The following is a 22,880-nucleotide window of genomic DNA, read 5'->3' on the forward strand; positions in this document are numbered from 1 at the left end:
AAGAGCACGAGATTAATGCGCCAAACAAAAGGAGAGCGAAGCAATGACAGTGCAGGAGAAGGGGCAGAAGCAGCAAGACTGGGTGAATGAAGCTTGGGACAAGGTGAATCAGAAGATTGGACGGACTAGCGGCCGAATCGGTGCGCAATTTCCACATGCAAGCGTGAACGGGACTTATGTGCTGGAGCCGGCGCATTGGTGGACGGCGGGATTTTGGCCAGGACTGCTATGGCTGCTCTATCAAGATGAACATTCGCGCACGGAGCGCTACAAGGAGCTTGCCGAAGCCTGTGAGCTTAAGCTCGACGAGGTCATCATGGGCTATGACCGGCTTGACCATGATATCGGCTTCATGTGGACGCTTACTAGTGTGGCACGCTATAAGCTGCTGGGGGAGGAGGATTCGCGGCGGCGGGCACTGCTTGCAGCGAACCTGCTAAGCGGCCGCTTCAATATTCAGGGCCGCTATATTCGGGCATGGAACCCTTGGCGGGAAGGCGAGCGCAATGACGGGCTGGCTATTATCGACTGTATGATGAATTTGCCGCTGCTCTACTGGGCTTCGCGCACGACGGAGGACCCGCGCTACAAGCATTTGGCGATGGCGCATGCCGATACGGTGCTGGAGCATTTTATTCGGCCGGATGGCTCGGTCTATCATATTGTAGAGTTTGATCCGCAAAGTGGCGAAGTAGCTGCGAAGCATGGCGGGCAAGGATTTGCAGCCGAATCGGCATGGTCGCGGGGCGCATCCTGGGCGATTTATGGCATGGCGCTCAGCTACGCCCATAGCGGCGAGCAGCGGTATTTGGATGCGGCGAAGCGCACGGCCCATTTTTTTCTGGCGAATTTACCTGAGGATTCCGTGCCGCATTGGGATTTCCGGATACCGGAAGGCGTGGAGCCGTACCGTGATTCATCGGCGGGCGCTTGCGCGGCTTGCGGCTTGCTGGCGATTGCGGACGTGGTGCCAGAGGTCGAGCGTGACTTGTATCGCAGTGCGGGGGAGCGGATTTTGAAATCGCTGTACGAGAACTATGGCACATGGGAGGACGATGCAGAGGAGGAAGGGCTGGTTTTGCATGGCACGAGCCACTACCCGGAACGCAAAAATCTCGACGTCCCGCTCATCTACGGCGATTATTTCTTTACAGAGGGCCTGTCCAAGCTGCGCGGCTACAATAGCTTCTGGTCGTAAGTCGAGCATTTGGCGGAAGTAGATCGTTATTCGATTAGCATAGATAGGGAACAGAAAGGGGCGAACGGCCGTTGATTGGGGAAAAAGGTACAGATTCAGGCGAGAGAGTGCAGTTAGCGGAGGAACGAAAGTATTGGGTGAGCGAGTTATGCCGTGTAGCCGAGCCTGTGCTGCGCCTGCTCGCGGCTCGTGAGTTAAAAAAAACGATGCCCGTCCAGTCTGCTGCGGGACAGGATCGTTCCGATGTGACCCATCTGGAGGCGCTGGGTCGCCTCTTATGTGGAATAGCCCCTTGGCTTGAAGGCAGCGGCTGGGCAGACGAAGCGGAGGAGCGGCTGCGCCAGCAATATGCGGAGCTGTCACGTGCTGCGATTGCTGCTGGCTGCGACCCGGAATCGCCTGATTATATGAATTTCGCCGAAGGCTATCAGCCGATTGTCGATACGGCGTTTCTGGCGCAGGCGATTTTGCGTGCGCCGACGGAGCTATGGGACAAGCTGGATGCCAAGGTGCAGAAGCATGTTATCCAAGCTTTCAAACTAACGCGCACGCGCAAGCCATTTGCCATGAACTGGCTGCTTTTCTCCGCAATCATTGAAGCGGCCTTATATCGCATGGGAGAAAGCGATTGGGACCCGATGCGCATTGATTATGCGCTCAAGCAGCATGAGCAGTGGTATGTCGGTGACGGAGCCTATGGCGATGGGCCATCGTTCCATTTCGACTATTACAACAGCTTTGTAATCCAGCCCATGCTCGTTGACATCGTGGCAGCCGTTCATGGCTGCTATGAAGATTGGGATGCCATGCAGGCGAGCATCAAGGAGAGAGCAAGGCGCTGGGCAGAGGTGCAGGAGCGGCTTATTTCGCCGGAAGGCACCTTTCCCCCGCTGGGCCGCTCGCTTGCTTACCGCTGTGGCGCCATGCAAAGCTTGGCGCAAAGCGCGCTGCTCGGCGAGCTTCCCGGCAGCGTTTCTCCGGCACAGGCACGCTGCGCATTGACCGCGGTTATTCGGCGCAGCTTGTCTGTGCCCGGCACATTTACCGAGGATGGCTGGCTGACCATCGGCTTTTGCGGCAGCCAGCCAGACATTGGCGAGCATTATATTTCCACAGGCAGCTTGTATTTATGCGCGGCTGTGTTTCTCCCGCTGGGACTTGCCGCTGAGCATCCCTTTTGGAGCGGCGAGCCTGAGGATTGGACAGCGCGCAAAGCGTGGTCAGGGGCTGCTTTTTCAATGGATCAGGCATTGAAAGGGTAGCAGTCGTAATAGGCTGCGAGAGTAAGAACAAGAGTATAAGCTATTAGCAGCAAGAGTAAGCAGTGAGGCGCGGCTGTACTGTACAGGTTGGCCTTCTCTTATTTTGCTGCTTTTTCGAACCCGCATATCCAAGAAATGATGAGCTTCAGCCGTGCCTCAAACTTTCACAGAAGACCGTTTACCTTGGAGCAAGCTCGGCAACAATGGATGAGGGGCTGCGCTCGCACTGCATGAGTTGAAGCAGAAGACTTCATAAAACAGTCTTTTTGCCAATGGTATGTAAATTTCCTGCAAAAATCATTCCCAAGCACTTGAAATTAATAACGAAAAAAAGTATGATAAACATGATTGTTAGCACTTCATGCTCATGAGTGCTAACAAAAATAAGCGACAAATTTTTAAAGGAGGCTATTTTCAATGATCAGACCTTTGGGTGAACGTGTATTAGTAGAAGCGATCGCGAAAGAAGAAACGACTGCAAGCGGTATCGTTTTGCCAGATTCGGCTAAGGAAAAACCGCAAGAAGGTAAAGTGGTGGCTGTTGGCAGCGGCGCGCTGAAAGACGGAGTTCGCGTAGCGCTTGAAGTTAAAGAAGGCGATCGCGTCCTTTTCTCCAAATATGCGGGAACAGAAGTCAAATACGACGGCAAAGAGTATTTGATTATGAAAGAAAGCGACATTCACGCGATCTTTGAATAGGCTGCTCACATACAGCTTGACTGGACTTAAACGAAACGGCGCAGGCCGTTAAGCATACTTATATGAATATATTTTCGGGAGGTAAATGTTAATGGCAAAGGATATTAAATTTAGCGAAGACGCTCGCCGCGCAATGCTGCGTGGTGTAGATGCACTTGCAAATGCTGTAAAAGTTACACTCGGACCTAAAGGCCGCAACGTCGTGCTGGAGAAGAAATTCGGCAGCCCGTTGATCACGAACGATGGTGTATCCATCGCGAAAGAAATCGAGCTGGAAGATGCATTCGAGAACATGGGTGCACAGCTTGTTAAAGAAGTAGCAACAAAAACAAATGATGTTGCCGGTGACGGTACAACTACAGCTACTGTTTTGGCTCAAGCGATGATTCGCGAAGGTCTGAAAAACGTAACAGCTGGCGCTAACCCAATGGTTATCCGCAAAGGTATTGAAAAAGCGGTTAAAGCTGCAGTTGAAGAGCTGCAAAACATCGCTAAACCAATCGAAGGCAAACAATCCATCGCTCAAGTTGCGGCTATTTCTTCCGCTGACGATGAAGTTGGCCAACTGATTGCAGAAGCTATGGAAAAAGTGGGCAACGACGGCGTTATTACCGTTGAAGAGTCGAAAGGCTTTGTTACGGAGCTTGAAGTGGTTGAAGGTATGCAATTCGACCGTGGATACATCTCCCACTACATGGTTACTGACACGGACAAAATGGAAGCTGTTCTGGATAACCCGTATATCCTGATCACTGACAAAAAAATTACAAACATTCAGGAAATTCTTCCTGTGCTTGAGAAAGTCGTTCAATCCGGCAAACAGCTTCTGATCATTGCAGAAGATGTTGAAGGCGAAGCGAACGCAACTCTGGTTGTGAACAAACTGCGCGGCACATTCACTTGTGTAGCTGTTAAAGCACCAGGCTTCGGCGACCGTCGTAAAGCGATGCTGCAAGATATCGCGGCACTTACTGGTGGTCAAGTGATCACTGAGGAACTGGGCCTTGAGCTGAAATCGACTACGGTTGAGCAACTGGGTTCCGCTCGTCAAGTACGCGTAACAAAAGAAAACACAATCGTGATTGACGGCAGCGGTGACGCTTCTGACATCGCGGCTCGTGTAAGCCAAATCCGTACGCAGTTGGAAGAAACAACTTCCGACTTCGACCGCGAGAAGCTGCAAGAGCGTCTGGCTAAATTGTCCGGCGGTGTAGCGGTTATCAAAGTCGGTGCTGCTACTGAAACAGAATTGAAAGAGCGTAAGCTTCGCATCGAAGATGCCCTGAACTCGACTCGCGCAGCGGTTGAAGAAGGTATCGTATCCGGTGGTGGTACAGCTCTAATTAACGTATATAAAGCAGTTGCTGCTGTTAATGCAGAAGGCGACGAGCAAACAGGCGTTAACATCGTTCTTCGTTCCCTTGAAGAGCCGCTTCGCACAATCGCTGCGAACGCTGGCCAAGAAGGTTCGGTTATCGTTGAGCGCTTGAAAAATGAAGAAATCGGCATTGGCTACAACGCTGCTACTGGAACATGGGTTAACATGTTCGAAGCAGGTATCGTTGATCCTGCCAAAGTTACACGCTCCGCATTGCAAAACGCAGCTTCCGTTGCAGCTATGTTCCTGACAACTGAAGCCGTTGTTGCCGACAAGCCTGAACCAAAAGGCGCTGGCGGCGGCATGCCAGATATGGGCGGCATGGGTGGAATGGGCGGCATGATGTAATAACATCATCAAAAACCCAGTAATATCAAGGGAAACGGAGCCTTTCGGGGCTCCGTTTTTGTATTAAAGTCACTAAAAAGTCACTGATTCTGCAAACTCAGTCGATGAAGGATGTCTGAGAAATGAATATTCACCTTATCCACTGATTCTTGTTGCATTCCCTCAGTCACATGCGTATAGATTTGCATGGTCGTCTTAGGGTCCTCATGACCAACACGGCGCATAATGGTCGGTAAATCGACTCCAGCTTCTGTGAGCATACTGACATGCGTGTGCCGGAATGCGTGGGGGGTTATATTCTTTTGAATTGATGTTTTATTCAAGATGCGAGCTGTTCGATTAGAGACAAACTTCAGGTCTAATGGATAGCCATTGAATCGACTGAAAATGAAATTCTCAGCGTGATATTCCCCTTCAGATTTTAAGATCGCTTCTTTCACTTTCTCCTGTGCAGTTTTGTGGCTCTCCAACAGTCTGACAATGCTTTCGTCCAAATCAAATTCCCGAATTGATCCTGTCGTTTTGGGCGGTATTAACTCATACTTGCGTGTGTTATTGCTCTCATTGTATAGAGTCTTTGTTATACGCAATCTATTTTTATCGAAATCAAGATCACTCCACTTCAGAGCACATAATTCCCCTGATCTAATTCCGCTGAAGGCAAGTAGATGGAAGAGTTCTTTATCTAGATCAAGCCCGTGCTTCATAACAGTATCAAGAAACTCGTCCAATTCTTTTTTCTCCAGGTACTTCCCTTCAATTGGGTTATTCTCGATCTCCTCTACGGTTTTCCTTTTACTCGGAATGACTGTGCCAGTGCAAGGGCTACTCGTTACCCATTTGTTACTGATGGCGTGTTTATAAATCATCGTAGCGGCTCCATGGATGCCTTCGAGTGTCGGCCTGGCATAACCTTCGTCGAAAAACTTATTAATCACTTTTTGATACGCTCCATGAGTAATATCTGCAATGTTCACCTTAGCAAAGTATTTACTTAGGTTTTCAACTCCGTTACGTCTAATCCTAACCGTATTCGCTTTAACATCGCCTTTTGCATATACCTCTAGCCAATCCTGAGCCACTTTCTCGAAGGTGAGGCTTTTGAGGTCCCTTTCATCCAGCCCTTGTTCCTTTAAGGTTTTAATGGCCTCATTGACTCTTTCAAGAGCTTCTGTTTTTGTATCTCCCCGACGTCGGATTTGTTTGCGCTCTCCCGTTATTGGATCGGGCGGGCCATTTGATATGCACATCCATTTATACCCTTGCTTATTTTTTGCAGGTATCTTTGTGTAAGAAGCCATGAGTACCTCCTTGATTAATTTTTCAATCGAGAAAGCAAATTAATAATCTCTGCCAGCCCGAGAAGGATCAACCCCGAAGTTACTCCGGACATGCTGCCCACTAGAAAGTAAATCGCACCTAGCTCAGCCCCTAGATAAACTCCACCGGCTATTCCAACTAATATAAGTATGGCGCCGACTATTCCTAACAAAGATTCGATAAGACTCCGTGTATATGCAGCTGGTGCGTTTGATGGGAGCGAAGAACTAATAGACGATCCCGTTTCTATCTTCCGCGGATGAGTTGGTTCTTCAGGTGCGGTTATCATGAATTGGTGTTCATCACAGTAACCATTGTTTCTCCTTCTTTTTGTGCACGATTCAACCTTGCATTTGAAGTCATTAACAGCGCCTAGCATCGTGATCACTCCTGATTTATATTTTGTTATGATTGCAAGTAACCTTTTGGAATACTCACCTCCAATTGAGAATAAGACGTTTGTAAATTATTGTTCGATGCACAAGTTCTCAATGCATTGATACAATTAAAGTTGACATCGTAGACAGACGGGCGGGTTGCAGAATGCATGAGAAGATAATGTTCGTTAAAGTTGAAAACAGAAGAATCATCATAGAAACGGTAGATTCGAAAATTCATGCTTCCCTAATGGAGCAATTGGAAATATTATTGTACCCATTAGGGTTTGTGAAGCTTGATCAAAGTAAGCTGGTAAATAAGATATATATAGAATCTATCGAAAAAAATGTTGTTTATATGAAAAATTCCGACCAAAAATGCTATATTCCTAGGCGAAATATTAAAAGATTTTTGGACAGTATTCGACAAGAGTAGACATTTAAATGTCTTTTTTTTATACGATGACCAAATATGTAACACAAGTGGTTAGTTCTATATGCTAAATAACGACAAACTATAGAGTGAAAAGATGGTAATATTGTATTACGATTTCAAAGTGTAAGGAAGCTAGAACCACGACACTACAAGAACTATTGTAGTTTCGACCGGATCGGGAGGATTTATCCTCCACGCCTGCTCGTAATTCCATGCCATTCGTACAAATCTTCCGAGTTTACTTTCAACGCTTTCGCGATTGAAACTGCGGTCGCATATCCCATTGTAGTCCGATCATTAACGTAGTCTGATATTTGCGTTTCAGGCATATCGACTTTGTCGGCCAACCATCGCTGGGATATTTTTTTGTCACTTAGGATTTTACGTAGCAAGCAACGACCCGGCTCATACCGCATCGTGCTTCTCCTTTGAAATGTGGTAATATAAATACTTTTTATCGGTATCAAAAATACCCCTTGTATAAGAACAAATGTTTGTATTATACTTGGAGCATTAGAAGTCTGACTGGTACGGAATTTTCATAAAAAAACAATAAAGGAGCAGATTAGTGACAGATAAAAAAACAGATCAAGAAAAGATTAATTTAATTATTTTGATTTCTTGCAAGGGAGATCAGTTGGATAGAGTCTTGAATCATTTTAATGAACTTGGGATCAGAAGGACTCATACCTAACTTTTCAGCTTGTTCTTCTAAAAGGCGGATAGTTTCGTCAGCTTCATGTTCTTGTTTTACGGAATTAGTCATTTCTTTAATTTCTTTCAAAGAGTATGAGGTATCTACACGACCCAGCAAATAATCAGTCGATGTGTTTAAAATATCTGCCATAGCTGTAAGCGTTTCATGACTCGGGACACTGTGACCATTCTCATAATTGCTTACAGCTGATTTTGTGATATTCAGTCTTTCTCCTAACTTCTCCTGCGTTAATCGTGAACGTCTTCTTAATTCAACCAATCTATCAGCTCTAAACAAACAGACTCCTCCTGTCTATGGTACAGAGTTATTGTACTTCAAAAACGATTCCAATAAAATTAAGTACAAGAAAAATGTATTTTTATATTGACGTACACCAATCCTGTATGTATAATTCAGATATGAAGTACAAGAATGGTGTACTGGTGGTGAGCTCTTGAAAAAAAACAAAAATTTAATTAAAGCCCGGAAGGAAAGGTGTCTAACTCAAGAACAGTTAGCCGAAAAACTAGGCTGTACTAAATCTTCTGTTAGTAATTGGGAAAATGGTCACTCTAGCCCGAGTCTCGCTGACGGGTTCAAAATTGCAAAAGTGTTGGGGAAAGATATCAACACTATTTTTCAGGCCATGTAGTACAAGTTTAGTGTATTTTCGTGAAGACAACTAAGGTGGTGAAATCATGAATCCATTATTCCAAGTGAATCTAGATGTTTCGTCAATCGAGCACATCATTAAAGCTGCTGTTGATCAGGCAATAGCAAAGCACTCATTAGTCAATACACTTCCTGTAATGATCAAACGATCTGAGCTCAAAGCACTCTTGGGCATTGGCGAAACAAAGATGTCTGAAATTATGAATCGAGCGGATTTCCCCGTTTGTAGAGAGTTTGGAAATCCACTTGTACCAAGGGACTTGTTTCTACGCTGGGTCGAGCAACATACGGATTGGATCGACAAGCATGCAGCAGAGTCCATTTTCAAGCGAAAGGAATTGATATCATGACAAACCAAGCGACAACGATACCAGCGCACTTGATGCAGGATCGTTACTGGCGCGGTACGCTTCACCTATTTTCGCAAAGCCCTAAATTGCGCACTTGCTTCACATCGAAGTATTTCGACTTAAAGGCTGAACGCATTAAAGTATCAGCCCTGAAAACAAATGCAAAACCTTGGTCACAATCGGAAAAATTCATGTTGAGTCTCGCTTTACATCTTTACAACGGGGCTCACAAGGTCAATTTGTCGGACATGGACTACCTAGACGACAACAATCGGCGTATTGCATTTGAGGCCATACAGATGCGCTACCGCTGCTAAAAAATTGCCCGACACCATAGTCTGATGTCGGGCAGGGGATGAGAGGCAAACAGGCAATACGGTATAGCTACATATTACAACAGCATCAATGGCCGTGTCTGTTCCAATATGGAACGGAAGGAGGGTAGAGGATGCGGCTAGATTTAGGCGGTGTATTGCACGCTTGTCGTGAACGAGCTGGAATGACGCAAGAAAAGTTAGGAGAGTTGCTCCAGCGCTCACGCAGTTGCATTAGCAAATACGAACAAGGGCATAAGATGCCGGATACGTTGACGTTTTTAACCTGGTTAGATAAGACGGGCGCAAGGGATGTTGGTCATGCTTTGATTAGTGGCACAGACCCAATGACAATCTTGCAAACGATATTGCAAGTATCGGGCGCGGCTTAATTTAAAGGAGGAATTTGGTTGATCAATACATGGTGGTGGCAGGCGATAGGCGCATTGGCATTCGCGGGAATTATGACAACTACATTTTTGGGATTCTTCGAAATAAAAATTTCACGGCCAGAAAAACAGAAAATGCCCAACGGCAATTGGACATTTTCGGAAAAACATATTGGATTTATTAGCTACCAGCAGTATAGCACGACTCGCAAGGATCGGCAACGGAGGATTTCGTAATGGGCATAAATTTATCATTGTCATTCAATCCGGCACCGAAGCCAGCCAAAAGCAAGCGGACAAGCTCCAAACAAAAGAAGCTTGGCGCAATAAGCGCGGAAGTTGATATGCAGCTGCGGCAACGGTCAGGCGAGAAATGCGAGGTACGCAAACATTGTCAGGGCCGATTAGCAACAGAGAGAGCGCACACGATAGGGCGTCGCCTCATTGATCATAAAACAGCGGTTGACGATTTGTTTCATGTTTGCAAATGGTGCCATCTATGGTTGGACGAGCAGGAGGAGGGAATCCGGTTCAAACGGTCGGTTCGGGAAGCTGGAGGAACGGGAACCTATCTGGAAGGGAGGCGTGACCATGCCAGTTTTCAAGATACTATCTGTTCATCGTTGTGAGATTTGCGAAGGGGTATATGCTACTGATCCGAAGATTACGGAGGAGCCAGCTTGCCCTTATTGTGGACAGACCTATGCCATCTATTTAATGGATACAAAAATTGATATAAGCAGGGATTAACTTTTAGCGTCGTATCAAGGCAGAACCCTCCGGGCCATGTTTTAAATTAGGCTAAACCTATAAGCTTATCGCTAGAAACGTTAAGTGCTGTAGAAATTTTCACTAAATTAGGTTGTCTCGGTTCAAACTGTCCGTTCAACCAGCGTTTCACCGTGGTGGGTGATACGTTGGCGATCATAGCTAGTGCGACGTGGTCTAAATTGCGTTCTTCCATAGCGGCCGCTAACCGCTTTGGAAAGTCTGATTCAAAAAAGAAAAAGAAGAAAAAGAAGACACATCACTCCTTCTGCCCGGAGGGTTCTGCCTTGATACGACATCATAATACAAATTTTACCTCAACACTTATAAACACGCTATATCGATAAAGGTCAGTTTGCCTTTATCGTCCGGCATCCAGGGCAAAAGCTCGGGGCATCGGACGATGCGGGGCAAGCATCAAGAGGGGAGGGTATCCGGATGATTTACATATTAAAGGGCGATGTAGTGCGCACGGCCTGCGGATCGGTAGGCGAGGTAATTGAGATTTGGGGACATGCGCGGACGTTGTTCAAGCTTCAGCCGGATACTGGCAAACCTCTTATATTTTTTGAGTCCGCTGTAGTAGAAGCTAAGCGGAAGCCCGCAATTAAAAAGTGGGGGAGGTGAAGCTGTGAAGAACGGGAAAAACCCTACGCGCCGCCAGAAGCAAGCGATTGCCAATGTAAAGCTGACGCCGGAAAACTGGCTCGTGTTTAAGAGTGAGCCACATCAGCTGCATATTGTGCATCGCGTGTCTGGCAAGCCTCGCGTCATTCCGGCCTAACCTTCCCCTACTTCATATTTTTGAGAGGAGGTGAAATCCATGAATATTAACATCAATATCAACACATTGGCAGGCGGCGCAGTCGCTGAGCAAATTACAAATGAGCTTCAGCGCATTGCCGACAACGTACTTGATCCTAACACCAGCGCTGTAGCGAAGCGGACTTTGACTGTTAAAGTAACAATCAGCCCGGATAAGGACAGGCGTTCGGCTGCCGTTGATACACAGGTTACGTCGTCTCTCGCTTCGCGTGAGGGGGTTCCGACAAGATTCATCTTTGATTACGACAATGACGGAAAAGGCGTAGCAGCAGAGCTTATGAACAATGATCGTAATCAAATGATGATGAACAATTCGGGCGAAGTTACAGACGGTGCAGGTTTTGAAGCTGATAAAAAGGTTGTTAGTTTTATGCCTTACAGGTAATGAAAAATTGAATGGAGGAATTACCCGTGATTAAAGAAGCAATCGAGAAGATTTTGAGCTTGTCCAAACATATGGCTCCTATCCAGACAACTGTAATTAATGGCATGACATACACCAGCTCCGAGCTGGCAAAGATCGGCAAGCCACTCATTAACAATCTTGAGGTCCATAACCTCAGCGGCATTGTCGAGTACCTGCAATCTGATTTTGATGCGCAGCTTCCCGTTATCATTCACGTCATTTCTCCGACGGAGGTTCGCGTGTTGACTGGGCTTAATGGGGATTTGAACAGAAGCACGCTCATTATAGCTACGGCGCTGCTGCCGAAAATTAAATTTAATGATTACTACGATTTGGAATCGTTCAACATCCTACTGCAAAGCTGCTTTGTTCCATCTGGCGATATCGTATTGCCAAATGACCGAGAGACTTTGCTAAGGCTTGTAGGCAATGTGAAGGACGAGCAGGTTGCATCATTTGGCGATGATGGTGTTAGCCAGTCTGTAGCAGTTAAGACAGGTATTGTACAAGTTGAGCCGGTTGTTGTACCAAATCCAGTGCATTTGAAGCCGTTCCGGACATTCGTTGAAATTGAGCAGCCGCTATCATCATTCGTTTTTCGGATGCAGAAAGGCCCGACCGCTGCACTATTTGAGGCTGACGGTGGTTCTTGGAAAGTTGTTGCGATCGCTTCCATTAAGGAATATTTTAATGGCCTGTTGCGCACACGGATTGAAGCTGGCGAAGTTGTAATCGTAGGTTAAAACACACATTTGGCGCTGGCAGGCATGACCTGTCAGCGCATCCTATAGGGAGGCAGGGATATGCTGCAACAGGCTTTGCGGACGCTCCAAGCAGAAGTAGGGAGCGCTGACAAGAAAAACAAATACGTTCCGGTCATTGGCGGATTTCTTATGCAACACGTTCGGGAAAACCCAGAGCAAGCAGCTCTTATTTTGACTGAAGGGAAGAGCATCGAAGGAAGCTTAAAGGAAATGGGAAAGGTTGCGCATGAAGAAGCTTTGAAGAGACGGAAGGCTAATGAACAAATGGTTCAAGTCGGAATGGATAGTGAGGAGGTTTTCGGTGTTGTTCTTAAATATTACGGTTTCAATATTCCTGCGCCGGAGCCGGTTCCGGCAGCTCCAGTCAATTTCAACGTTTCGCTGGATGATCTTCTTTAGATAGGAGGAGCAACATGGAATTAAATGCATTCAAAGATCATTTTCCTATCGAGATAAGTAAGTCATTAGCTCGATTTGTTAATGAAACTGTATTAAAGGAAAGCAGGTATTTGTTTTTCAAATCTGTGTTGGGTGTTTATTTTGCATACTGCACACATTGCAACAACAAGCATCGCTCTGAAATTAAATTAAAACATAAACAAAAAGAGAAGGTTGTTTGCCCACATTGCCAGTCAAGTTGCCATGTACGGGCTGCTGGAATGAGTAGAAAATACATGGAAGACAAGGCGGTTCTTGTGTGGTACGAAAAATCGCTTGTTAATCCGCAAGCGATCACTGCTCGGATGATTGCGGTTTACAGGAATTATAGCGACAAATACGAAAATGTTGAAACGTCTTACAATGCCGGACATATGTATTTATTTGAGCCAGGCAAGAGTGAGTATTGGGACTGGGGGCATAAACGAAAAAAGGTTTCTTCTGCCTTTGATAATAAATTCCCAGGGTATCAACGTTTCCACTCAAAAGCCAATATTATGAAAGCTGTAAAAGGAACGGTTTTTCAATATTCGACATGGGAAAAATTTATGCGCTATCCAAACCATCGCTATGTTTCTGACATGGTTGAGTTTTTTGATATAGCAGCTCGCTATCCTTGTGTTGAATTTTTATCAAAACTGGGGTTTGAGAAAATAATATGGTCTCGATTGATGGGTGAGTCAGGTCACAACGCGATAAACTGGCGAGGTAAGAACATCCAGAAAGTATTGCGTTTAAATAAACAACAGATAAGAGAGCTTCAGCAGTCAGGTTTAAAATGCTCACCTAGAAAGCTGAAGTATTTACAATCACAAATTAAACTAGGCATTCACAGAAACATCGAGGATCACTTTATTATCGCTGAAATCGACGATGGTTTTTATGCAAAGGACATGAGAGAGCTTAGCAAATGGGCTCCTGTTGAAACCTTGTATAGTTATTTTTTGAAACAATATCGAAAGAAGCATTGGACGATGATTTCTTCAGTGCTGCGTGACTATAAAGACTATTTGGAACAATGCCAAGAGCTTGGCATGAGTTTGCAAGAGGAACGGTATTTATTCCCGAATGACTTGCATCAGATCCATCTAGAGCTAACTAAACGAATCAAGCTTAAAAGAGATGAAAGTTTAAATGGTTTAATACGCAATAGATTTATTGAACTTAACAAACTTCAATCGGAAGTATTTAGTTTTATTATTCGCCCAGTAGAATCATTGGACGAACTGTTTCATGAAGGAAAGAAACTAAATCATTGTGTCGGTAGGTATGCTGATCGGTACGCTAAAGGGGAAACGGATATATTTGTTGTGCGACATAAAACAGCACCGGAACAACCTTTCTACACCTTGGAAATGAAAAATAAAAAACTGATGCAATGTCGCGGTTTAAAGAATTGTGGAATGACGGATGAAGTGAGCAATGCCGTTAATTTATTCATTGTTAATGCAAACAGGAAGAAAGTGAGCAAACGCTCTACTATTGAACGGGAGGCTGTATTGGTATGAGTAAAGCAGCAGCAAAGCAAGCGGCAGCGATTGTGCCAGCACTGGAGACCAGTGTAATTGTACGGACGCCAGAAGTAATCGCGGCTGAGATCAGGAGCATTGATGACCAGGCACGCAAGTATGTATTGCAGTCGGCCATTGAAATTGGTCATCGATTGACCGAGGCTAAGGGGCTTGTCGCTCATGGCGAATGGGGGGCGTGGTTACAAGCCAACGTTAACTATGGTCAATCGACTGCAAATAACTTTATGAAAATTGCTGTTGAATACACAAATAGCCAAACGCTTGGTAATTTGAGCTATAGCCAGGCTGTTGCGCTGCTAAGTGTTCCGGCCGAAGAACGGGAAGCTTTTGTTGAAACGAACAATGCATCTGACATGTCTGTACGCGAGCTGCAAGCGGCGATTAAGGCGCAGCAGGAAGCCGAGACGAAGCAACAGGAAGCCGAAGCCATGGCGGCCGAGCAGAAGGCTGAATTTGATTCTTGGGCAGCTGAGCAAGCAAAGGAACGGGAAGAGCTTGAGGAGCGTCACAAGCTTAGCTCGGACCTAAAGGCGCAAGCAGAGAAGCAAGTTGAGGAGCTGACTGCGGAGCTGGAGAAGGCTAAGGCTGGCGGCGATGATAAGGCGCTGTCGAAGGCTAAGGCTGAATTGAGGAAGGCTGAGAAAGCTAAGCAAGAGCAGGAGAAAAAGGCGGCGGAGCTGCAAGGGCAATTGGAAGAGCTGAAGGCTGCTGCTGAGAAAGAAACTGCGGAACGTCTCCAGCAGCAAGAACAGGAGCTGAAGGCGCAGGCAGCTGAGAAGGAAGCAACGCTGCAAGGGCAGCTAGACAAGCTCTTTCAGCAGCTTGAGCGGAGTAATAATGAAGCGTTTTTGACAGCCAAGCTTTATCTCCAGCAGATCATTGATCAAGGGAAGATACTAGTTAAAGCAATTGAAGAGGTCAAGGAACCAGAGGAGAAAGTAAAACTTAAGGCTGCTGCGGCAAAAGTTGCGGATCAGCTTCGAGCATTATTTTAAATGGCTGATAACAGCGAATGGGAGGGGCGTGCATGCATCCCACAAATATAAAACCATCCCTAGACCTCTTATTAGATCAATATGAACATATCGGCGGTGCCGAACGGTTCGGGCCAAATGGCACGGCTATAATTGTAGCCTTATGGCGCAAGTCCCGAAAGCTTGGATGGGCTGAAAGCTTCTGTATGACCAATACAGAGCTCCATTTTCAAACGGGCATTAAGAGCAGAGAGACGATAAATACTCATCGTGACAAGCTCTCATCATCAAATATTTTTGTTTACAAAGCTCCTCCTCGTGGTCAATCGAGAGGTGAATATACGCTAAATTTCGGTTTTAGTCCAAATGAACCTGTCCAGAATATGGACAACTCTACGGACAACAAAGGGAAAGTAGTCCAAGAAATGGACAACTTTGCCCGACAAAACGCTGAACCTGTCCAGAATATGGACAACTCTACGGACACTGTATTAAAAGATACTATTACTACTACAGATACAGACCCGTTCGAAATCCTGCTAGGAGAATTTTGTACCATTCATGCCAAGTTGGATATTCACGTCAAAAAAAATGATGTTGTGCTTATGCAATGGATGCTGGATCAGGGCGTGCCAGTTGAACTTATGGTGAAGGTTATGAGAACTCTTCACAAGGAACGCACAGCAGCAGGAACAGTAATAAGCACTTTCGTTTACTACAAGCAAGCCATTATGGATGCGTGGGAAGCAAGCAAAGCCATAACCGACGGGGTGCCAATCCCTGCGGTCGCCCTTGGCAATGACGCCATAACCGATAGGGTGCCAGTCCCTACGGTCGCCCTTGGTGGCATACCACGACGCCTGAGCAGGCAACAGCAGGAAATTGTTGATTTGGACAAATTAATTGCGGAGGAGGAAATAAAGCGTGGAAATGGTTGACGTAGCAAAGCTGTACAAGCACATTAAGACACATTTCCCGTTTTTCGATATTTCGACAGATAAGGTCAAGGACGATCATATGAAATACCTGAAGGACTTTCCTGCTGATGTAGCATGGTCCAACATTGACCAACACATCTTGACCGAAACAGTTACGCCAGGCATTGCCCATATTCGCGGGCGATTGGGCGATCAGCTAGATCGGCAACGTAGCAAAGAGCAAACGGCGGCATACATGGCGCAGCTAGGCAATTGGGCTGAAAGTAGCCCTGCTCCTCCAGACGGTCATTGGCATAATATTCGGAGCATCATAAGGGGGAAATCGCTTGAATAAACTGCCACACAGCGAAGAAGCCGAACAGGCTGTAATCGGAGCGATACTGATAAGGTCTGAAGCGCTCTACACAGCCATGGGAAAACTGCACGGCCAAGACTTTTATGTGCCTGCCCATAAGCAAGTTTATGAAGCAATGCTTCAGCTCTCGACGGATCAGCAGCCTATCGATTTAGTAACGTTGACAGCACACTTAGATCAGCGTGGGTTACTGGAACAGGTTGGGGGCATATCATATCTTGCTAGATTGGCAAGCGCTGTTCCAACAGCAGACAACATTAACTTTTACGCCGATATTGTCCGAGACAAAGCAGTCAGGCGACAGCTGATGGAGGGCGCTAGGCTAATTTACAAGCTGGCCGAAGAGGAAGAAGACCTTAATATCTTGCTTGCACAGGCAGAGGCTATGGTTGCTAGTATTGCTGATAGGACTACATCGAACAATGATTTTGCCAATATGAAAGATGTGCTGATAGAAGCGATTGAAGCAGCTGAGGCCCGTCACAATGCAAGGCATAATAATAGAGGTATTACAGGCACACCTTCTTGCTTTGATGATTTAGACGCTCTGACAACTGGATTCCAAGATGGGGATTTAATTATTGTTGCAGCTCGTCCATCAGTAGGGAAGACGGCACTTGCGCTTAATATCGCGCAGAATGTTTCCATAAAAACGGGGGAGACAGTGGCTCTGTTTAGCCTAGAAATGTCCAGAGTCCAACTGGTTAATCGAATGATTTGTGCTGAAGCACTTATAGATGCGAACCGGATGCGAACCGGATTTTTCGAGGAAGACGACTGGGATAAAATGACGAAAGTAGCTAGTCGTATGGCTCAAGCTGATATTGCAATTGATGATACATCAAGCATCAATGTGGAATTGATTAGGGCAAAATGCAGAAAGCTTAAAAAAGAGCGCGGACTTGGATTAGTAATTATAGACTACCTTCAATTGATTTCTGGAAGCGGCAGAGGGGCAAACCGACAAGAAGAGGTTGCTGCAATTTCACGGACGCTGAAGCAAATGGCGCGTGAACTGGGAGTTCCGGTAATTGCTCTTTCACAGCTCAGCAGGGGCGTCGAGCAGCGGCAGGATAAGCGCCCGATGATGTCCGACCTACGGGAATCCGGAGCAATAGAGCAAGATGCAGATATTGTTGCCTTCCTTTATCGCGATGATTACTACGATAAAGAATCCGAGAAGAAAAACATCATTGAAATTATCATAGCTAAGCAGCGCAATGGTCCAGTAGGTACAGCGGAGCTCCTGTTCTTAAAGAATTATAACAAATTCACCAATTTGGAACGTATCCATGACGATCCATCTAATACACCAACACCGACAGGCAAGGGAGTACCTGACATTTACAGGCATGGAGCGTAATTTACTATCTGGTTACTTACTGAGTAATAATTAAGCTCTTGCGATAGACGTTCATGGTAAATTACTATCCCGTTACTAACCCACTATTATAATAGAAGGGATTTTTCAAATGATTATAGGAATTGACCCCGGAACAGCATATGTAAAGGTTGTAAACCGTAATGGAGCCTTTATATTCAACTCGGCGATTGGCGAATGGCATGAAAGAAGGCTAAAAAACGTATTCGGCGACGATGACATGGAGTGGAAGTACAACGGCCGTTTGGGCTTTGCTGGCACAATTGCTCAGTTTGAAAGTGATTACGGCGGCAGTCTTAAAGGGGAAACGAAGGCAAATGAAGACGCAAAGCTGCGGGTGCTGCTTGCAATTCATCGCCACTCGAATGATGTAGATAATGCAATTGTGGTCGGGCAGCCGATCAGCAAGCACAACGACGAAGAAAAAAAGGCAATCAAGAAAATGCTGCTTGGAAAGCATGAACTGACTGTAAATGGGATATGTAAGAAAATTAATATCACTCGCGTTGAAGTTGCTGCGGAGTGTGCATCAACCGGGGTGCTTGAAGCGCCGACAGGATATTACCACACAGCTGATTTAGGCGGCGGCACGTTTAACTGGGCTACATGCTTTAATGATGGCAAACGAGTTTTGTTTATTGACAGGGCTTCCGATACTGAAGGTTTCGGCATGGGTACTGGCAAGGACCAGGATGTAGAGCCGGATATTGCAGAAATGACTCGGGCTCTGATAACAAAGACTGCAAACAGATGGGGAAAGCATAATCCAGTGCGTGTCATTGGAGGAGTAGCGGATAAGGTGGCTGAGGCTCTCCAAGGCTCCTATACCAACGTAACGCCATATCATCCACTTGTAAATGGCAAGAGAGTATCGCCGACTTTTGCAAACGCAGTAGCGTTCTACACATTTGCAAAGGAGGTATACGGTGAGTAAGACAATCAATAAGAGTGTGCAGTTTAATTTGAATGACCCAGATCATGTATTGATGCTGGATCATGCGGGAAAGCGGGCCAGTTTTAGCGAGTATGTACGCCGTCTTATAGATCGGGACCGTTTAGGTATCCATCAGCCGGTAATGCAGGCAGCTCCGGCCGTCGTGCTGGAAGAGGATAAAACGGACAAGCAGGTTATCAGTAATAGCGTGGGGGGGTTCATTTAATGCAATCGACGCCAGTAGTGTACAAGTTGTCCAAGGATGTTTCAGAAGTATACCGTCTTCGGATTGATAGCTACCGTTGTCACTGGGCAACCATAACTATTAATGCAAATGGTGAGTTCAGCGTAATTAGTGACTGCGGAAATTTCAATTATAATTGGCCGGTTTCGGCAAACGAAAACTTTAAAATATCTTTAATGCAGATTTGCAGCAAAGGTGAGTCACAAGGTTATCTCTATGAAAAAATCCATGATCGTGACAGAGCATCAAGAGTGGATGTTGAAAAAAGCATTCGGACATTGAAGCAAGAACTGCTTCAGCTCTATCGTGAAAAAAGACGCTCTTATACCTACATGTTGGAAGATGAGAAAAAAGGATATCCAGAGATCCATACACGAGTTAGGGATGCCTGGGACGAATTAGAAAGCATAGAAGGTGAAGGAACTATTTCAATGGATGCTTTTATGAGCCTACTATGGAACAGCAGTTATCTAAGTAAATTCTTTGGCGATGACTATTTCGCTTGTATGGACGTTGAAACAATTGGTGATCGTCAAGCAATAACCTTCTGTGAAATTGTTGCCCCTATATTTGCGGAGGTATTGAAAGCAGAAATCGAGTTGAAGGAGAATGATGAAAAATGAATAGACAAGCCGTATTGGATGTGCTGAACAGCCTTGAGGTGATTGAAAAACAGGGTGGGGATTTTGCTTATATTCTTGTTGCAAATAATCCTGAAAATCGCATTAGACTTAATAACGTTGGTATCTCTACAGATATTATTAATAAGTATGGCGACGAAGATACATTCTGCGTTGCGTCTATGGCAGCAGGTGAAAGATATGCTGATGATTACCAAGACGGAAAATTTGTCTTGTGGGGCCGTATTGATGACGAACTACGAAATCGTGTTTTGCAAGGAAAAGGAACATCAGCGGATGCTGAACGGCTGCTTCGTGCTCTGGAGCCGGAATTGGAGGGTTTAGGATGAAGGCCATAACGATAATACAGCCATTTGCAACGCTTATAGCGCTTGGAGAGAAACGGTTTGAAACGCGCGGCTGGCCGACGAAGCACCGTGGGTCAATAGCGATTCATGCAGGCAAGAAAGTAGATCGTGCAGCATGCGAGGACAATGTAGCTATTGAATCAACGCTAGAAAGGTATGGGTATACGGCGTACAACCTGCCGACTGGGGTTGTCGTGGCAATAGCTAAACTTGCCTCTGCAAAAGAAATTCACATGGACCATACAGGGGATGCGGTACTGATGGACAATAATGTTCCAACAGACTGGATCGGAACATTATCAAATGAATTTGCATTCGGCTGGTATGAGGACGGACGTTACGCCTGGGAACTTACAGAGCTCCAGCGTTTGTATACTCCGATTCCAGCAAAAGGACAGCAAAGACTTTGGAATTGGGATGACCCTGCGGCAGGGAACTGAAAAGATAGGAGGGATTGCATGGCAGAAGTAGAAAAGAGTATCGCTCTACAAGGTAATCTATGTGTGTTCTGTGACGGCCAACTTAAATTTTTGCACGTTAGCGGTCAGTGGTTCCGCTGCTATTGTGTGCGAGACGTTCCTGAAATCAAAGAAAAATACAAAGGAGATGTATGAATTGAGAAAACAACCGAAGTTGAAAAAGAGTGGGCTTAAACCAGGCGAAAAGGTAGTTATGCACTCTTGCTATGAAGCGCGTAAGCCGCAGTATGCTGATAAGGTATGGACTACGTGTTCAGAACCTTGGGACTTATGCGGATCGGAAGTTATTAAGCTGGAAGGATACAGTGGTGGATTTTCAACAGAGTTTTTACGGCGGGTAGAAGGGTAGGGCGAAAATTGAGAGAACGCACAGCGACGATCCACCAGCAGCTGGAGCAATTGAACAATCTGTTGGGCCAACTTAACTCAAGAATTGGGAATTTGGAAATAGACATGCAAAAGCCTCTCGGCGAATCGTTGGGGAACGGTATCCAAGAGGCATAAGCGGTAATCTCACTACCTAAGATCATTATATCATAGGGGTGAGGGGCATGGAAACGGTGAAGTTTGAACAAATGGAGCTCTTCCCAAAAGCTACGCCTGAAGAAATAGAGAAGGCAAAAGAGCTACTGGAAGAGAACGAAAAAAACATTATCCGAAAGGCTGCTTTCGAGAAAGACGGCATAGAGGATTTAAGCGAAACAGAAACAGCAACCTATAGGAAATGTTCGGGGAAAATAAAGCGAATAGAGAGAGCAGTAAATTCTATAGTTGACCGAGGCATCAGAGAAATAATAGACTATCGTTATATTCAATGCCATGATTACACTTCAACGATAGTCCATTTTACAAAAATGATGGACGACCGAACAGTTGATAGGAAACTGAATAAGGGTATCGAATCTGTCGCTGAAACATTAAAGTTGTCTTGAAAATGACGGTTGTAAGACGGTTATTAGACGGATGTATGCCAGTCAAAATTTTTCATAATAGGGGTACAGTAGAGTCAATAGAGCGAAAGCTCGGGAGACTCCTGCTGTATCCCTTATCTTTTTTTATGCAGGACTCGGCTATGCGGTGGGTCAGGATATGACCTTAGACGTTGAGCGTCAAGCGTGTGGTGTGAGGTGGGGTTAGATGCCCCATAACAAGGTTGACTTGTCCCTTGTTCAGTTGGCCGGATCATTGTGTCCCGACCAGCTGACGAAAGGACAATTATGGAGTCGCTTCGGCGGCTCTTTTTTTAATAGAAGGGAGGCGAGTCGGTTGAGGTATACGCGCAAGTTGCCGACGGTAATTAACGACAAGCTGCAACCGGCTCAATGCCGGGGCTGCCCTTGGGGCAGATATGACGGAGTACGACAATTCTGCTCTGTTCCAAAATGTAAAAGGGAGGTTGAGTCCAATGACAAAATGGTTAGAGTGGCTGGCGGCTAAATTAGCACCACAAGCAGCAGCTCCACGCAACAGGCTGGAGCGTCGCAAGGGTAGGGGTTAAAATCCCAAACGTTTGGTAAAATAAACCTTCTCTTTTGTTGACTTTTGTACAACAGTTTGTTATACTTTATTCAACAAGTAAAACATAACTGAGAGGATGGTTTTCATGTTGAATAAAGTAACTCTTTATAAATGGATAAACGTAAATCACACGCCCGGCTTGACGAACGAGGTTGGGTATTCCACGGAGTTTTGCGGCAGTTACGGATTCATAGATTGTGACGAAGGCGCGGAATACTTCATTCCTGAAGGCTTTGAATTATCGGAAAACCTTGCGGGCGAGCTTAAATGGTATGATGCAAACGGTAAGCTGTTCGAGCTTGACATTTATAAAGGTAAGCCAGTTCTTGAAGATTCCTCCTCACGGTTTCACTTCGTGATCTGCGAGGAGGTTGCAGCGTAATGAATCGTGAGATGATTTTTGGTCGCCTTATTGCAATAGCTACTGTTTTGGGTGATCGGGTATTTGAAAGAAGTAATCCATCAATCGCTAGTGAATTTTTGGATAGACTGAAACAAAATCCTGAAAAGTACATTAAGGTTATTCATGAGAAGTTATTTAATTACGCTCATAAATTTGAAGCGGAGGAACTTGCTCTGCTCGATATGTTTGGTGAATTAATGGCCCAGCTTGATATAGAGGATTTCGGTAAAGAGCCTCTTGGCAATAGTTATTTTGCTTACTACTACGGCCAGAAAGAAACATTGTCCATAGTCGGATATAAAGAGGCTTATGAAATACTAGGTTGGGATTACAAAACAAACAGGTCAATGTTGAACACCTATTTGAAACGAGCTGAAGAAAAAGGCTGGCCGGCAGATATGGCTCCTGAGCCTATTCGCATGTTAGCTAGCGGTCCGTTGTGGTACAAGCATCAAATTGAGAAATTCAGAGACTCTCGAAAATGAGAGTCTTT

The 22,880-nt window shown here is 45.5% G+C and carries 34 protein-coding genes and 1 pseudogene; 31 read left to right on the forward strand and 4 right to left on the reverse strand.

All coding sequences use genetic code 11. The features are described from left to right. The first annotated feature begins 43 nt into the window (after nucleotides 1-43). The 4 genes from AC50YG_RS24800 to groL all read left to right on the forward strand — a co-directional run bounded on the left by AC50YG_RS24800 (nucleotide 44) and on the right by groL (nucleotide 4,885). Nucleotides 44-1,198: a glycoside hydrolase family 88 protein gene (locus AC50YG_RS24800; protein ID WP_494830618.1), complete on the forward strand. Its 1,155-nt coding sequence runs from the start codon at nucleotides 44-46 to the stop codon at nucleotides 1,196-1,198. Between the two features lie 71 nt (nucleotides 1,199-1,269). Continuing rightward, entirely contained in the window at nucleotides 1,270-2,460 is a 1,191-nt protein-coding gene (locus tag AC50YG_RS24805) for a DUF2264 domain-containing protein (RefSeq protein ID WP_494830620.1), read from the forward strand. Between the two features lie 417 nt (nucleotides 2,461-2,877). Continuing rightward, nucleotides 2,878-3,159 carry a co-chaperone GroES gene (gene groES, locus AC50YG_RS24810; protein WP_046229112.1) on the forward strand — a complete coding sequence of 94 codons (282 nt, stop codon included), beginning with the start codon at nucleotides 2,878-2,880 and terminating at the stop codon, nucleotides 3,157-3,159. A 91-nt stretch (nucleotides 3,160-3,250) separates the two neighbouring features. After that, the gene (groL, locus tag AC50YG_RS24815) at nucleotides 3,251-4,885 is read left to right on the forward strand and encodes a chaperonin GroEL (protein ID WP_473756247.1); all 1,635 of its coding nucleotides are present in this window, start codon (nucleotides 3,251-3,253) and stop codon (nucleotides 4,883-4,885) included. 80 nt (nucleotides 4,886-4,965) lie between these two features. Here the strand turns inward: groL and AC50YG_RS24820 are convergent, their stop codons facing one another. After that, nucleotides 4,966-6,186, reverse strand: a complete 1,221-nt coding sequence (locus AC50YG_RS24820; protein ID WP_494830623.1) for a tyrosine-type recombinase/integrase — start codon at nucleotides 6,184-6,186, stop codon at nucleotides 4,966-4,968. Nucleotides 6,187-6,763: 577 nt separating this feature from the next. On the opposite strand from AC50YG_RS24820, the gene AC50YG_RS24825 reads away from it, so the two are divergent. Next, on the forward strand, nucleotides 6,764-7,018 hold the full coding sequence (locus AC50YG_RS24825; RefSeq protein ID WP_494830968.1) for a LytTR family transcriptional regulator DNA-binding domain-containing protein: 255 nt from the start codon (nucleotides 6,764-6,766) through the stop codon (nucleotides 7,016-7,018). Nucleotides 7,019-7,203: 185 nt separating this feature from the next. Here the strand turns inward: AC50YG_RS24825 and AC50YG_RS24830 are convergent, their stop codons facing one another. Together AC50YG_RS24830 and AC50YG_RS24835 are read right to left on the reverse strand one after the other, a co-directional pair. Then, nucleotides 7,204-7,434, reverse strand: a complete 231-nt coding sequence (locus AC50YG_RS24830) for a helix-turn-helix domain-containing protein (RefSeq protein ID WP_494830625.1) — start codon at nucleotides 7,432-7,434, stop codon at nucleotides 7,204-7,206. Between the two features lie 188 nt (nucleotides 7,435-7,622). Continuing rightward, nucleotides 7,623-8,012: a helix-turn-helix domain-containing protein gene (locus tag AC50YG_RS24835; RefSeq protein WP_494830627.1), complete on the reverse strand. Its 390-nt coding sequence runs from the start codon at nucleotides 8,010-8,012 to the stop codon at nucleotides 7,623-7,625. Nucleotides 8,013-8,169: 157 nt separating this feature from the next. Between AC50YG_RS24835 and AC50YG_RS24840 the strand changes: the two genes are divergently transcribed. From AC50YG_RS24840 to AC50YG_RS24865, 6 genes are all read left to right on the forward strand, one after another. Beyond that, nucleotides 8,170-8,367, forward strand: coding sequence for a helix-turn-helix transcriptional regulator (locus AC50YG_RS24840; RefSeq protein ID WP_494830629.1), 198 nt, complete (start codon nucleotides 8,170-8,172; stop codon nucleotides 8,365-8,367). 46 nt (nucleotides 8,368-8,413) lie between these two features. After that, on the forward strand, nucleotides 8,414-8,737 hold the full coding sequence (locus AC50YG_RS24845; RefSeq protein WP_494830630.1) for a DNA-binding protein: 324 nt from the start codon (nucleotides 8,414-8,416) through the stop codon (nucleotides 8,735-8,737). Then, nucleotides 8,734-9,054: a hypothetical protein gene (locus tag AC50YG_RS24850; protein WP_494830632.1), complete on the forward strand. Its 321-nt coding sequence runs from the start codon at nucleotides 8,734-8,736 to the stop codon at nucleotides 9,052-9,054. Before AC50YG_RS24845 ends, AC50YG_RS24850 begins: the two co-directional genes overlap by 4 nt. A gap of 131 nt (nucleotides 9,055-9,185) precedes the next feature. Then, nucleotides 9,186-9,443 carry a helix-turn-helix domain-containing protein gene (locus AC50YG_RS24855; protein WP_494830634.1) on the forward strand — a complete coding sequence of 86 codons (258 nt, stop codon included), beginning with the start codon at nucleotides 9,186-9,188 and terminating at the stop codon, nucleotides 9,441-9,443. A gap of 18 nt (nucleotides 9,444-9,461) precedes the next feature. Further along, nucleotides 9,462-9,677, forward strand: coding sequence for a hypothetical protein (locus AC50YG_RS24860; protein WP_494830636.1), 216 nt, complete (start codon nucleotides 9,462-9,464; stop codon nucleotides 9,675-9,677). Then, nucleotides 9,677-10,069: a hypothetical protein gene (locus tag AC50YG_RS24865; RefSeq protein WP_494830638.1), complete on the forward strand. Its 393-nt coding sequence runs from the start codon at nucleotides 9,677-9,679 to the stop codon at nucleotides 10,067-10,069. Before AC50YG_RS24860 ends, AC50YG_RS24865 begins: the two co-directional genes overlap by 1 nt. Before the next feature lie 167 nt (nucleotides 10,070-10,236). Here the strand turns inward: AC50YG_RS24865 and AC50YG_RS24870 are convergent. Beyond that, nucleotides 10,237-10,407 (reverse strand): annotated as a pseudogene (locus AC50YG_RS24870) (helix-turn-helix domain-containing protein); the annotation flags it as partial. Between the two features lie 239 nt (nucleotides 10,408-10,646). Here AC50YG_RS24870 and AC50YG_RS24875 point away from each other — a divergent pair. The 20 genes from AC50YG_RS24875 to AC50YG_RS24970 all read left to right on the forward strand — a co-directional run bounded on the left by AC50YG_RS24875 (nucleotide 10,647) and on the right by AC50YG_RS24970 (nucleotide 22,872). After that, entirely contained in the window at nucleotides 10,647-10,835 is a 189-nt protein-coding gene (locus AC50YG_RS24875) for a hypothetical protein (RefSeq protein ID WP_494830640.1), read from the forward strand. A 4-nt stretch (nucleotides 10,836-10,839) separates the two neighbouring features. Continuing rightward, entirely contained in the window at nucleotides 10,840-10,992 is a 153-nt protein-coding gene (locus AC50YG_RS24880) for a DUF6906 family protein (RefSeq protein WP_172455686.1), read from the forward strand. Between the two features lie 39 nt (nucleotides 10,993-11,031). Next, complete coding sequence (locus AC50YG_RS24885) at nucleotides 11,032-11,418, forward strand: hypothetical protein (RefSeq protein WP_494830642.1); 387 nt, start codon at nucleotides 11,032-11,034, stop codon at nucleotides 11,416-11,418. Nucleotides 11,419-11,444: 26 nt separating this feature from the next. Further along, on the forward strand, nucleotides 11,445-12,182 hold the full coding sequence (locus tag AC50YG_RS24890) for a hypothetical protein (RefSeq protein WP_494830644.1): 738 nt from the start codon (nucleotides 11,445-11,447) through the stop codon (nucleotides 12,180-12,182). 60 nt (nucleotides 12,183-12,242) lie between these two features. Beyond that, entirely contained in the window at nucleotides 12,243-12,602 is a 360-nt protein-coding gene (locus AC50YG_RS24895) for a hypothetical protein (RefSeq protein WP_494830646.1), read from the forward strand. A 14-nt stretch (nucleotides 12,603-12,616) separates the two neighbouring features. Continuing rightward, entirely contained in the window at nucleotides 12,617-14,149 is a 1,533-nt protein-coding gene (locus tag AC50YG_RS24900) for a PcfJ domain-containing protein (protein ID WP_494830648.1), read from the forward strand. After that, complete coding sequence (locus AC50YG_RS24905) at nucleotides 14,146-15,168, forward strand: DUF3102 domain-containing protein (protein WP_494830650.1); 1,023 nt, start codon at nucleotides 14,146-14,148, stop codon at nucleotides 15,166-15,168. The genes AC50YG_RS24900 and AC50YG_RS24905 overlap by 4 nt, the downstream gene beginning before the upstream one ends. 32 nt (nucleotides 15,169-15,200) lie before the next feature. Then, a complete protein-coding gene (locus tag AC50YG_RS24910) occupies nucleotides 15,201-16,085 on the forward strand; it encodes a hypothetical protein (RefSeq protein WP_494830652.1) in 885 nt (294 codons plus the stop codon). Further along, on the forward strand, nucleotides 16,078-16,419 hold the full coding sequence (locus tag AC50YG_RS24915) for a hypothetical protein (RefSeq protein WP_494830970.1): 342 nt from the start codon (nucleotides 16,078-16,080) through the stop codon (nucleotides 16,417-16,419). Before AC50YG_RS24910 ends, AC50YG_RS24915 begins: the two co-directional genes overlap by 8 nt. Further along, nucleotides 16,412-17,803: a replicative DNA helicase gene (gene dnaB / locus AC50YG_RS24920; RefSeq protein ID WP_494830658.1), complete on the forward strand. Its 1,392-nt coding sequence runs from the start codon at nucleotides 16,412-16,414 to the stop codon at nucleotides 17,801-17,803. The genes AC50YG_RS24915 and dnaB overlap by 8 nt, the downstream gene beginning before the upstream one ends. A 109-nt stretch (nucleotides 17,804-17,912) precedes the next feature. Next, the gene (locus tag AC50YG_RS24925; RefSeq protein WP_494830661.1) at nucleotides 17,913-18,755 is read left to right on the forward strand and encodes a ParM/StbA family protein; all 843 of its coding nucleotides are present in this window, start codon (nucleotides 17,913-17,915) and stop codon (nucleotides 18,753-18,755) included. Next, nucleotides 18,748-18,981, forward strand: a complete 234-nt coding sequence (locus tag AC50YG_RS24930; protein ID WP_494830663.1) for a hypothetical protein — start codon at nucleotides 18,748-18,750, stop codon at nucleotides 18,979-18,981. The genes AC50YG_RS24925 and AC50YG_RS24930 overlap by 8 nt, the downstream gene beginning before the upstream one ends. Then, nucleotides 18,981-19,622, forward strand: coding sequence for a phiTE_072 family protein (locus AC50YG_RS24935; protein ID WP_494830665.1), 642 nt, complete (start codon nucleotides 18,981-18,983; stop codon nucleotides 19,620-19,622). Before AC50YG_RS24930 ends, AC50YG_RS24935 begins: the two co-directional genes overlap by 1 nt. Next, complete coding sequence (locus AC50YG_RS24940) at nucleotides 19,619-19,969, forward strand: hypothetical protein (protein ID WP_494830667.1); 351 nt, start codon at nucleotides 19,619-19,621, stop codon at nucleotides 19,967-19,969. The genes AC50YG_RS24935 and AC50YG_RS24940 overlap by 4 nt, the downstream gene beginning before the upstream one ends. Next, nucleotides 19,966-20,427 (forward strand): ASCH domain-containing protein, encoded by a 462-nt coding sequence (locus tag AC50YG_RS24945; protein WP_494830669.1) that lies wholly within the window; start codon nucleotides 19,966-19,968, stop codon nucleotides 20,425-20,427. Before AC50YG_RS24940 ends, AC50YG_RS24945 begins: the two co-directional genes overlap by 4 nt. A gap of 18 nt (nucleotides 20,428-20,445) precedes the next feature. Then, nucleotides 20,446-20,601, forward strand: a complete 156-nt coding sequence (locus tag AC50YG_RS24950) for a hypothetical protein (RefSeq protein WP_494830671.1) — start codon at nucleotides 20,446-20,448, stop codon at nucleotides 20,599-20,601. Nucleotides 20,602-20,823: 222 nt separating this feature from the next. Further along, nucleotides 20,824-20,970: a hypothetical protein gene (locus AC50YG_RS24955; protein ID WP_494830673.1), complete on the forward strand. Its 147-nt coding sequence runs from the start codon at nucleotides 20,824-20,826 to the stop codon at nucleotides 20,968-20,970. 47 nt (nucleotides 20,971-21,017) lie between these two features. Then, nucleotides 21,018-21,398: a hypothetical protein gene (locus AC50YG_RS24960; protein ID WP_494830675.1), complete on the forward strand. Its 381-nt coding sequence runs from the start codon at nucleotides 21,018-21,020 to the stop codon at nucleotides 21,396-21,398. 671 nt (nucleotides 21,399-22,069) lie between these two features. Further along, a complete protein-coding gene (locus tag AC50YG_RS24965) occupies nucleotides 22,070-22,366 on the forward strand; it encodes a hypothetical protein (RefSeq protein WP_494830677.1) in 297 nt (98 codons plus the stop codon). Next, a complete protein-coding gene (locus AC50YG_RS24970) occupies nucleotides 22,366-22,872 on the forward strand; it encodes a hypothetical protein (protein WP_494830679.1) in 507 nt (168 codons plus the stop codon). Before AC50YG_RS24965 ends, AC50YG_RS24970 begins: the two co-directional genes overlap by 1 nt. The last annotated feature ends 8 nt before the right edge of the window (nucleotides 22,873-22,880 follow it).

The sequence above is a fragment of the Paenibacillus sp. J31R34 genome, from assembly GCF_059383715.1.

Bases quoted from the DNA above. Each gene is read 5' to 3' on its own strand.
- AC50YG_RS24940 (WP_494830667.1), top strand. From the start codon at position 19,619: ATGAATAGACAAGCCGTATTGGATGTGCTGAACAGCCTTGAGGTGATT.
- AC50YG_RS24910 (WP_494830652.1), top strand. From the start codon at position 15,201: ATGCATCCCACAAATATAAAACCATCCCTAGACCTCTTATTAGATCAA.
- AC50YG_RS24895 (WP_494830646.1), top strand. From the start codon at position 12,243: ATGCTGCAACAGGCTTTGCGGACGCTCCAAGCAGAAGTAGGGAGCGCT.
- AC50YG_RS24945 (WP_494830669.1), top strand. From the start codon at position 19,966: ATGAAGGCCATAACGATAATACAGCCATTTGCAACGCTTATAGCGCTT.
- AC50YG_RS24825 (WP_494830968.1), top strand. From the start codon at position 6,764: ATGTTCGTTAAAGTTGAAAACAGAAGAATCATCATAGAAACGGTAGAT.
- AC50YG_RS24915 (WP_494830970.1), top strand. From the start codon at position 16,078: ATGGTTGACGTAGCAAAGCTGTACAAGCACATTAAGACACATTTCCCG.
- AC50YG_RS24845 (WP_494830630.1), top strand. From the start codon at position 8,414: ATGAATCCATTATTCCAAGTGAATCTAGATGTTTCGTCAATCGAGCAC.
- AC50YG_RS24800 (WP_494830618.1), top strand. From the start codon at position 44: ATGACAGTGCAGGAGAAGGGGCAGAAGCAGCAAGACTGGGTGAATGAA.
- groL (WP_473756247.1), top strand. From the start codon at position 3,251: ATGGCAAAGGATATTAAATTTAGCGAAGACGCTCGCCGCGCAATGCTG.
- AC50YG_RS24965 (WP_494830677.1), top strand. From the start codon at position 22,070: ATGTTGAATAAAGTAACTCTTTATAAATGGATAAACGTAAATCACACG.
- groES (WP_046229112.1), top strand. From the start codon at position 2,878: ATGATCAGACCTTTGGGTGAACGTGTATTAGTAGAAGCGATCGCGAAA.
- AC50YG_RS24865 (WP_494830638.1), top strand. From the start codon at position 9,677: ATGGGCATAAATTTATCATTGTCATTCAATCCGGCACCGAAGCCAGCC.
- AC50YG_RS24970 (WP_494830679.1), top strand. From the start codon at position 22,366: ATGAATCGTGAGATGATTTTTGGTCGCCTTATTGCAATAGCTACTGTT.
- AC50YG_RS24900 (WP_494830648.1), top strand. From the start codon at position 12,617: ATGGAATTAAATGCATTCAAAGATCATTTTCCTATCGAGATAAGTAAG.
- AC50YG_RS24820 (WP_494830623.1), bottom strand. From the start codon at position 6,186: ATGGCTTCTTACACAAAGATACCTGCAAAAAATAAGCAAGGGTATAAA.
- AC50YG_RS24960 (WP_494830675.1), top strand. From the start codon at position 21,018: ATGGAAACGGTGAAGTTTGAACAAATGGAGCTCTTCCCAAAAGCTACG.
- AC50YG_RS24850 (WP_494830632.1), top strand. From the start codon at position 8,734: ATGACAAACCAAGCGACAACGATACCAGCGCACTTGATGCAGGATCGT.
- AC50YG_RS24855 (WP_494830634.1), top strand. From the start codon at position 9,186: ATGCGGCTAGATTTAGGCGGTGTATTGCACGCTTGTCGTGAACGAGCT.
- AC50YG_RS24935 (WP_494830665.1), top strand. From the start codon at position 18,981: ATGCAATCGACGCCAGTAGTGTACAAGTTGTCCAAGGATGTTTCAGAA.
- AC50YG_RS24830 (WP_494830625.1), bottom strand. From the start codon at position 7,434: ATGCGGTATGAGCCGGGTCGTTGCTTGCTACGTAAAATCCTAAGTGAC.
- AC50YG_RS24925 (WP_494830661.1), top strand. From the start codon at position 17,913: ATGATTATAGGAATTGACCCCGGAACAGCATATGTAAAGGTTGTAAAC.
- AC50YG_RS24950 (WP_494830671.1), top strand. From the start codon at position 20,446: ATGGCAGAAGTAGAAAAGAGTATCGCTCTACAAGGTAATCTATGTGTG.
- AC50YG_RS24875 (WP_494830640.1), top strand. From the start codon at position 10,647: ATGATTTACATATTAAAGGGCGATGTAGTGCGCACGGCCTGCGGATCG.
- AC50YG_RS24885 (WP_494830642.1), top strand. From the start codon at position 11,032: ATGAATATTAACATCAATATCAACACATTGGCAGGCGGCGCAGTCGCT.
- AC50YG_RS24905 (WP_494830650.1), top strand. From the start codon at position 14,146: ATGAGTAAAGCAGCAGCAAAGCAAGCGGCAGCGATTGTGCCAGCACTG.